This window comes from Paraburkholderia sp. SIMBA_053 (assembly GCF_046534895.1).
In the GTDB taxonomy this organism is placed as follows: Bacteria; Pseudomonadota; Gammaproteobacteria; order Burkholderiales; family Burkholderiaceae; genus Paraburkholderia; species Paraburkholderia caledonica.
Genome location: NZ_JAWRXU010000169.1, coordinates 1 through 398 on the forward strand (window position 1 = coordinate 1; position 398 = coordinate 398).

1 protein-coding gene is annotated in these 398 nt (G+C 64.8%); it reads left to right on the top strand.

Going from position 1 to position 398, the window contains the following annotated elements:
* Positions 1-398 (top strand): FAD-binding protein (locus SB753_RS35100; RefSeq protein WP_410804658.1); only part of this gene is annotated, 398 nt, incomplete at both ends.

Consider the following 398-nt stretch of genomic DNA (forward strand, 5'->3'; position numbering starts at 1 on the left):
GCCGAACTCGCGCCGCGCGACATCGTCGCGCGCGCGATCGACTTCGAGATTAAGAAGCGTGGCATCGATTGTGTGTATCTGGACATCAGCCATCAGCCGGCCGATTTCCTGCGCGAGCATTTTCCGACGATTCTCGCGCGCTGCCTGGAATTCGGCATCGACATCACGAAGCAACCCATTCCGGTCGTGCCGGCGGCGCACTACACGTGCGGCGGCGTCGTCACCGATCTGGCGGGCCGCACCGATCTCGCGGGCCTCTATGCAGTCGGCGAGACCTCTTGCACGGGGCTGCACGGCGCGAACCGCCTGGCCAGCAATTCGCTGCTCGAGTGTCTGGTGATCGGCCGCTCGGCTGCGCGCGCCATCGAAGAAGAAGGCTTTAGCGGCGCGGTTCATGC